The 8,822-nt window shown below is 38.0% G+C and carries 10 protein-coding genes; all 10 read right to left on the reverse strand.

Features of this window, described 5'->3' with window-relative positions:
* On the reverse strand, window positions 1–602 hold a 602-nt coding region (locus ACOVO2_RS13490; protein ID WP_421770483.1), incomplete at its 3' end, for an aminotransferase class I/II-fold pyridoxal phosphate-dependent enzyme.
* An 8-nt stretch (window positions 603–610) separates the two neighbouring features.
* Window positions 611–1,630 carry a UDP-N-acetylglucosamine 4,6-dehydratase (inverting) gene (pseB, locus tag ACOVO2_RS13495; RefSeq protein ID WP_421770484.1) on the reverse strand — a complete coding sequence of 340 codons (1,020 nt, stop codon included), beginning with the start codon at window positions 1,628–1,630 and terminating at the stop codon, window positions 611–613.
* Between the two features lie 342 nt (window positions 1,631–1,972).
* Entirely contained in the window at window positions 1,973–2,260 is a 288-nt protein-coding gene (locus ACOVO2_RS13500; RefSeq protein WP_421770485.1) for a DUF983 domain-containing protein, read from the reverse strand.
* Window positions 2,261–2,495: 235 nt separating this feature from the next.
* A complete protein-coding gene (locus ACOVO2_RS13505) occupies window positions 2,496–2,711 on the reverse strand; it encodes a hypothetical protein (RefSeq protein ID WP_421770486.1) in 216 nt (71 codons plus the stop codon).
* 6 nt (window positions 2,712–2,717) lie between these two features.
* The gene (locus ACOVO2_RS13510) at window positions 2,718–3,599 is read right to left on the reverse strand and encodes an AraC family transcriptional regulator (protein ID WP_421770487.1); all 882 of its coding nucleotides are present in this window, start codon (window positions 3,597–3,599) and stop codon (window positions 2,718–2,720) included.
* Between the two features lie 5 nt (window positions 3,600–3,604).
* Complete coding sequence (locus ACOVO2_RS13515) at window positions 3,605–4,891, reverse strand: OprD family outer membrane porin (protein ID WP_421770488.1); 1,287 nt, start codon at window positions 4,889–4,891, stop codon at window positions 3,605–3,607.
* Between the two features lie 154 nt (window positions 4,892–5,045).
* Complete coding sequence (locus ACOVO2_RS13520) at window positions 5,046–6,095, reverse strand: c-type cytochrome (RefSeq protein ID WP_421770489.1); 1,050 nt, start codon at window positions 6,093–6,095, stop codon at window positions 5,046–5,048.
* 107 nt (window positions 6,096–6,202) lie between these two features.
* Window positions 6,203–6,700 carry a DUF6691 family protein gene (locus ACOVO2_RS13525; RefSeq protein WP_421770490.1) on the reverse strand — a complete coding sequence of 166 codons (498 nt, stop codon included), beginning with the start codon at window positions 6,698–6,700 and terminating at the stop codon, window positions 6,203–6,205.
* Window positions 6,701–6,702: 2 nt separating this feature from the next.
* The gene (locus ACOVO2_RS13530; RefSeq protein ID WP_421770491.1) at window positions 6,703–7,269 is read right to left on the reverse strand and encodes a YeeE/YedE family protein; all 567 of its coding nucleotides are present in this window, start codon (window positions 7,267–7,269) and stop codon (window positions 6,703–6,705) included.
* A gap of 139 nt (window positions 7,270–7,408) precedes the next feature.
* On the reverse strand, window positions 7,409–8,821 hold the full coding sequence (locus ACOVO2_RS13535) for an MBL fold metallo-hydrolase (RefSeq protein ID WP_421770492.1): 1,413 nt from the start codon (window positions 8,819–8,821) through the stop codon (window positions 7,409–7,411).
* Between the last annotated feature and the right edge of the window lies 1 nt (window position 8,822).

The raw sequence follows: 8,822 nt of genomic DNA on the forward strand, positions 1-8,822 counted from the left end.
ACCATTCCTCCTTCACCAGTAGCAATGTGCTTCACTGGATGAAACGAAAAAATAGCTAAATCAGCGAATGAGCTATCGCCGCAACGATGATTTTTGCCAGAACTATCAATAAAACTCCCACCTGGAGCATGACAAGCATCTTCTAAAATCCATAAGCCGTATTCGTCGGCCAGTTTTCTAAATGCTTCCAAATCAACGGGATAGCCCGCAAAATCAACAGGTATAATACCTTCAAAAGTGCCTTTTGGGTGTTGTTCGAGTAAATTTCTTACCTTCTCAATATCCAATAAAACTGTTTCGGGATTAATATCGGCAAATACAACCTCACCGCCACAATAACGCACACAGTTAGCCGAGGCCGAGAAAGTGATAGGCGTAGTGATAACTTTTGAAGATGAATTAACTCCCAAAGCCATGCACGAAATATGCAAAGCGGCCGTGCCATTGGCCACCGCTACGGCATATTTACAACCAATATATTTGGCAAAAGCTGCCTCAAATTCAGCAACTTTCGGCCCAGAAGTCAAAAACGGAGATTTGAGCGTTTCAACGACCGCAGCAATATCTTCGTCAGTAATATGTTGTTTTCCGTATGGAATCATCTGTGGAATTATCTTGGCTGAAAATCAGCGTCAATGTGGGTTTTTATCTCTTCACGAATTTGCTCAACTGTTAGCCATTCGTTGTTTGTTCCCGAATTATATTTGAAACCTTCTTCCACAAACGATGCTCCGAAATGCTTCAAGTATTCTTCAGTATTCCAAATAGGCGAAAACGGCATGATTACGTAGTATTTTTTTGTCTCGATTGTGCTCAACGAATCAGTTTCGGTAATCATTTCTTCGTGTAGTTTTTCACCTGGGCGGATACCAACTTTTGGGTGTTCGCAGTTTGGTCCGATTGCTTCAGCTACATCTGTAATTCTGTACGAAGGAATTTTCGGTACATAAATTTCGCCACCCCAAGCATTTTCGAGAGCATAAAGTACCATTTCAACGCCATCTTCCAACGAAATGTTAAAACGTGTCATGCGTTCATCGGTGATCGGAAGAACGCCAGTTTTTGCTTTTTCTAAGAAGAATGGCATCACCGAACCACGAGAACCAATTACGTTTCCATATCTTACGACTGAGAAAGTAATCTGACGCCCGCCTCTCATGTTATTGGCTGCTACAAATAGTTTATCTGAGCAGAGTTTTGTTGCACCATAAAGGTTTATCGGAGCGGCTGCTTTGTCGGTCGATAAAGCCACAACTTTCTGAATATTATTGGCCAAAGCTGCGTTTATTACGTTTTCTGCACCAAAAACATTGGTTTTGATACACTCCATTGGGTTATATTCGGCCGCAGGAACTTGCTTCAAAGCAGCAGCATGAATGATGTAGTCGATACCTTCGCAAGCACGTTTCAGACGCTCGCCGTCACGCACATCGCCAATGAAAAAACGTATATTTGGATACTTATTTTGAGGGTAAGTTTGTTGCATTTCAAACTGTTTCAATTCGTCACGAGAATAAATCACTACTCGACGAACATTAGGGAAACGATTGAAGATAGTCTCGACTAATTTCTTACCAAAAGAACCCGTTCCACCTGTAATCAGAATTGCTTTGCCGTTTAAATCAAGCATTTGTATAATGTTTTGTTATTTTTGGCGTAAAGTTACAAATTAAGTAGCCAATCGACAATAAATGATTAGGCTTAGTTTTGGAAAGTATATTACACGGAGGATGTTTCGTAGATAAACCAAATTTTTCGACAATGGCGTTTGATTTATTTGATGTTAAAGTATTTGTGTTGAGTTATTATATCAAAATTCGAGATAAATTGAGCGTCGAAAATGAGCAAAGTCGTGTTCGTTGATTTTTGCTTTGATTGCGGTGAAAACCACTGATAAGCTGCCTACATTGTATGTTTGCCAGAATTGATAAAAGAAAAAGGAGATGTGAAATACACATCTCCTCGGAAAATATTATTTTGCCCCTTGTTTTTCTGGTGCATAACCGTTGAAAAAGTTCAGCCAGATTGTTCGAGAAAGTCGATAATAAACTGGCATTAAGATAACTGTCAACGAAACATAAATAACCATTAACAATGTGCCGCTAATGTATTGGTCGAGTAAGAGAAAATAAGCAACGACCGAAGTAACAAACAAGGCAATATTGAGCATATAACTCACATACATAGCACCATAAAAGAAACCCATTTCTTTTTCGTAGCGTAGGCCGCAATGCGGACAAGTTTCTTTAATAGCGGTCATTTTTTGATAGGGATTATGCGTTTCAAAAACGTCACCCTCGTGGCATCTTGGACATTTCATCGCAAAAATGCTATATAATCTTGAGCCTTTGCCAAACATATATTTATACTATTATTTACTTTTATGATTAATTAATAGTACAAATTTCGGTCGAAATATTTACTTTTTTGTAGGCTATTCTCGTACTTTTATAGTACTATTTACTTATTTTTATTTCAATAATACGTAAAAAGTGCTATTTGCGTAATTTAATAATCAATGCTCTGAGAAGTAGTATAAAAGGAAATCCGTGTTGTAATAAATCGAACCAGTCGATGGCGTGCATACCTACCGCTCCACCCATGAGCCAACGGAGTTTGCCAACGATGTGAGGTTCTGGAACGAATGGAGCTAAGCCGAGAGTCAGACTTACGATTAACCACAGTTTCCAGTTGTTGAGTGTTATTTTCATAGGTATTTAAGGTCGATTAATTATGCGAAATTGCTCAGGTGTAGAGCCAACTTCTTTTTTAAAAACTCTGATGAAATAAGAACAATCGTCGTAGCCTAAATGATAGGCCATTTCGCAGACTGAAATAGAAGAGTGAAGTAATAAGCGTTTAGCTTCCAGCACGATTCTATCTCTGATAAGCTCGCCCGCTGTTCGTCCAACTGTTTTTGTGCAAATGGCGTTTAGATAATTGGCCGTAATATTTAGTTTATCGGCAAAATCTTTTACTGATTTATATTCTTTGAAATGCTTTTCGATGAGAAGTTCAAAACTTCTGATTTTTGAAACATTTAGTTCGGTACTATCGCCTTTGTAGAATGGCTCATAAACCCTAATCGAATGAATCAAAATCATTTTTAGTAAAGACTTAATTAGCGTATCTCGGTGAGGCTGGTTAGCCTTAAATTCAGCAATAATTTCTTCAAAGAGGTTTTCAATTTTCTGACTATCTACTTCCGAAAATACTAACATTGGGGCATCGTTATGACTATTATTGAAAAAAGGTAAGGCTTGTAGCGAAAGTCCTTTTTCGATAACTTCATAAAATTCTTTCTTGAAAAAAAGTGTATAACCGACGGTATCGGCACTCAAATCCCACTCATGTACTTGCCCATCATTCATGAAAAACATTTGCCTTGGCTCAACTACAAATCGCTTAAAATCAATATCGTGCGTGCCACTTCCTTGTTTGATATAAATGAGGTTGAAAAAGTCATGACGGTGCGGAAAATCTGCCGACGTGAGTGTTTTCATGTGGTCTTCTAACCGACGAATATCAAGCTTTATTAATATATTTTTATCGCACGAATTAAGTTGCTCGATAGTTATGATTGGAATCGACTTTTGCATGGGTCTCAGAAATTATAGTTTAAAACTACATTATAATTTGTCATATCTACTTTGTTGATGCGGTATTTTTCATCTGCATATAGTTGTCCATTATTCCACTTTTTTACGGCAAGTGCTTGAATATCAATGCCTTCTATGATGCCTTTGGGTGTGTATTTTAGGCCAATATTTAATTGCGTATATGATGGCATTCCGTATTTATTCAGACGAAAATCTTTTACATCGGGCAAGATGTATTTTCCCAAACCTACATCAAAAATGAGGTTTTTGGAAGTAATATTTTTGCTAAAAGTGCTACTAACGGCATGAACTCCACCCAAGCCTTCGTTGCGTTCACGTGGTAGAAATGTAAAAAATGGGTCACGCCCCCATTCTCTCGGAAACTGAAAACGTCCATCTTTCGTGATTCGAGTATAGTTGAGTGTCCACGAACTTTGTTTTTTGTTAATACCTACCATTGCACCAAAAATCATAGATTTACTTTTGGCTGCCATGTAGGTTTTTGCTGGGTCGGGGCTACCACCCTCATTGACGGCACTTTGACGAAAGAACTGCAAACCATATTTAATTTTGTGGGTTTTTCGGTCAATATCTTGGTTCCACTGAAGCATGGCAGTATTACTGATATTTTCTATGAAATAATTCCATGCCGTAAGTTTGCTCGATTGATTGAAACTATAATTTCCGCCAAGTATAAATAATCCTTTTGAATTCAGATTTTCGTAGTAATTTCCTTTCTTTCCATCAATATTTAGCCCCATCGGATAAGCACCAATTGAGTGGCCGATACTCAGCCACTTAAAGGTAGAGCGAGGGCTACTTCGGTAAAGCCAACCGCCTTCGAGGTGCAGGTTTTTTATTTCGTTGAAATCCGCATAAATACCTTCCATCATAGAGCTATTCATGCGTCCATCTTGTGGGTTTACGAGTGGAGTTCGTAACGTTTGCTTGCCAAATATAATTGTTGATTTTCTATGGAAATATTTAACATTCAGATTTTCGACCCTACTAATAAATTGATTATTGAGTTCTAAAATATCAAAAAGCCCGATGTCATATCGGCTGATGGTTTTAGTGATTGGGTCTGTTTTTGTAAAATCGCTCGAAGCCAAATCATGCACAAAAAAGCCGCCAAAATTGAATTGGATATTACGCCAACGTTTGGTTTCGTAATTAAGTCCAGCTCCGATTGCCAAAGCATAATAATCTGACAACCCCGAATGATTATCGGTAAACATCGAAAACTGACGAACAGAACCCTTGATTTTTCCACCACTAAATACTTTTTTCAATGAAAAAGAATCCTGTTTAGCCTGCTGTGCTTGTGTAAAAGTTTGTTTTATGAATAGTAGTATAAGTAGAAGTATATTTTTTTTCATCGTGTAAATAATAGGATAATGATAATCGGTAAATCTGAAAATAGGCTGTTATCCTATTGTGGACTACTTATATTTTCTTTTTCTGTGCCTTCATGAAATCATCAATTGGCTTAAACGGCCCGAATTTATGCTGTTCTTCAGAAAAGTTGTCGGAGTATGGGCCAAATGGGTGGTCAATTGGCTTGCCTGAAATTTTTGGCCAATCTTTACTTAAATCTTTTGTTGGTCGAGGTCGAGAATTGACGTAGGCGGCAATATCCCACGCTTCTTCGTCAGATAATTGTGGTTTTTCGTAGCTTACACCGTAAGGCATATTGGTTTTGATATAGCCCGCCAAACGTGAAAGGCGAAAAAGCCCCGCACCAATATTATAAGAATGTTCGCCCCAAAGCGGAGGATACGTGTAGCCGAATCCTTCCGTATTTTTTACTCCTTCTCCATTTTGTCCGTGGCAGCTAACACATTTTTGTTCATAAGCCAATTGTCCTTTTGTGGGGTCGGCGGCTCGGCTCAGGTATTTTAGCTTCCAAATCCCAGTTCCGTTTGGAATCGAATCTTTTGGCACAAATTGTCCTAAAAATTTTATATAACTCACCATTGCCCGCATTTCTCTGCTATTACTGTCAAGTCCTCGACCGTTTAAGCTGCGTTCTAAACAATCATTTACTCGTTTCACTATACTTTCTTTTGAACCCGACCGCTCTCTAAATTTAGGGTAAGTAGAAGCCACCGCACCGTAATTATTGCCCCAAACCCTCGAACCTGCATCTAAATGGCAGTTTTGGCAATTCATACCATTGCTTTGCTGAGCCACTTTTCCCTTAGGCCCTAAATAGTAGGCCGTATTGGCAATCAATTCTCGGCCATATTTTATGAGTTCGGGGTCTTTTTCATGCACTACTGCATCCATACCAATGAGCTTCCAAACTGGTTTTTGGGGCTTATATGGTTTCTTTTCAAAAGTTTCGGAGGCAGTATTTTCAGTTTTAAAATCGAATATTCCTGTAAAATAAAACACAGCAGCAATGACTAAAAATACAGAAGAGCCAAGTAACCATACAATGATTTTTAAAAGGCTATTCAGACTTGTTCGAGACTTATTATCAATCTTTTTCATTGAAATAATCATTTGTGGCTAAAAAAAGGCAATAAAAAAAGAGGTTAGATTTACTGACCAATAAATTATCTAACCTCAATTTGTGGAATTTTACTTTACTTACATGTTTAATGCGGTAGTTTGTTTTTGAAAGCTCCGTAGAGCCAAGTTCCTGCTAATGCACTGGCAAATGTCACTGTAATTGCTAAAAATCCACTACCGATTTGGGCAAAAAGTGGGCCAGGGCAAGCACCTGTAATTGCCCAGCCGAGACCAAAAATAAGTCCGCCGTAGATTTGTCCTTTATTGAAAGTTTTATCTGGAATCGAAACTGTTTCGCCCGATAAAGTCTTTATATTGAAACGCTTTATCAATTGCACCGAAATCAGACCAACCACTACGGCCGTACCGATTACACCGTACATGTGAAAAGATTGTAAGCGGAACATCTCTTGGATTCTGAACCATGAAATGATTTCAGCTTTTACGAAAACAATTCCGAAGATTGTTCCTATAATCAAATACTTGAAATTACTGGCGAAACTTTCTTTTTTTACTTGATTATTGGGTGCTTCGCACACAAATTCTTCAATAATAATATTTTCTACTTTATTTGCTTTTGTCATGATTAGAATAATTTAAAGATGTAAGGCATAATTAAGTGCGTCATGGCGAAACCTCCAACCATAAAGCTGATAGTGGCAATTAATGAAGGTAATTGCAGGTTAGATAAACCCATAATTGCATGACCCGATGTACAGCCACCAGCATAACGAGTTCCGAAACCTACCATCAGGCCACCCACAACGAAAAAAATCAGTCCTTTAAGTGTGAAAATATTTTCTACGCTAAAAATGTCAGCGGGCATCATTGACGAAAAATCTTTTATACCTAATGCTTTTAAATCTTTAACTGTATTTTCATTCACAATAAATTCATTCGGATTTGAAAGAAATTGACTAGCAATGATTCCGCCTAAAAGTACACCAACTACAAAGAATAGATTCCAGATTTCTTTTTTCCAATCATATTTAAAAAACGAAATATTAGCAGGAAAACACGCTGCACATATATGGCGAAGAGACGAAGAAATACCAAATGTTTTATTTCCAATTAATAGTAAAGTGGGGACTGTCAATCCAATCATGACTCCGGCAACTGCCCAATGCCATGGTTGTTTAATGAGTTCTATCATATTTTCTTTGATTTTTGATTTTTACTTTTGATGTTACAAATACTATGTTCTATAATCATTTAGGATTGTATAGAAAGGTAAGGTATACAATTGACCTTACCTTTTTTTACTTATTCTACCCTAAGCATTACTTAATTTATTACACTTTTAATTTCGATTGACAAACAAAGTTTGAGCGGGGTACTTCGGTTTTGGCGATAGCCGCAAAACCTCCAGCTATATCTACGATATTTTCATACCCTCGGGATTTCAAGATTGATGCTGCAATCATTGAGCGATACCCACCCGCACAATGAATATAATTGGTTTCATCTTTCGAAAAAGCTGACATATTATTGCTCAAATAAGCCAACGAAACGCATTCTGCTTCCTCAACGTGTTCAGCTCGATATTCTGTTTCTTTTCTTACATCCTTTACCAAGAGTTTGCCTTCATTTTCGGCGTATATTTTAGCAAAATATTCCGCCGAAATTGATTCAATTGTATCAATTTCTTTGCCTGCTTCAATCCAAGCCTTGATACCACCTTGCAAATAACCAACGATATTATCATAACCCACTCTCGAAAGGCGAGTGATTACATCGTCGATGTTTTCTTCATCAGCAATGAATAAAATTGGCTGTTCGATGTCAGTAATGAGCGTACCAACCCACGGGGCGAAGTCGCCTTTGATACCGATATTGATAGAATTCGGTACAAACCCATCTTTAAAACTCTGAGCCGCACGCGTATCAATCATTACAGCACCAAGTTCGTTGGCTGCCACTTCAAAAGCTTCTGGCGAAAGTGCCTGAATACTGGTTTTTACCTCATCAATTGTTTTCGCACCAGTTTTGTTTATCATTACGTTTTTTGGGAAGTAGTAGGGTGGAGGAGTAAGGCCATCCGTTACTGCCGTAATAAACTGCTCTTTGCTTTGTGGTTGAAGTGCATAATTTACTTTTTTCTGATTTCCGAGTGTGTCATACGTTTCTTTGCTCATATTTTTGCCACAAGCCGACCCCGCACCATGAGCAGGATAAACAATTAAGTTATCGGGCAAAGCCATGATTTTTGTGTGCAAAGAAGTGTAGAGATAACTCGCCAAATCTTCGATGGTAAGATTTGATTTTTGTGCTAAATCTGGGCGACCAACATCGCCGATAAACAAAGTGTCACCCGTGAAAATGCAATTTTCTACACCATTTTCGTCGATTAATAAAAAACACGATGACTCCATTGTATGGCCAGGTGTATGAATCACTTTGATTTTAATTTTTCCGATTTCAAAAATCTGTCCGTCTTCGGCAACGATACACTCAAATGAAGGAGTAGCATTTGGCCCGTAAACGATTGCTGCTCCTGTTTTTTGAGCTAATTCTACATGACCCGAAACAAAATCTGCATGAAAGTGTGTTTCGAAAATGTATTTGATTTTGGCATTGTTTTTCTCGGCCTTGTTTACATATGAATGCACTTCACGAAGTGGGTCTATGATGGCAACTTCGCCTGCTGATTCAATATAATATGCTCCTTGAGCGAGACATCCTGTATAAATTTGTTCTACTATCATT

This window comes from Emticicia sp. (genome assembly GCF_049241225.1).
GTDB lineage: Bacteria > Bacteroidota > Bacteroidia > Cytophagales > Spirosomataceae > Emticicia.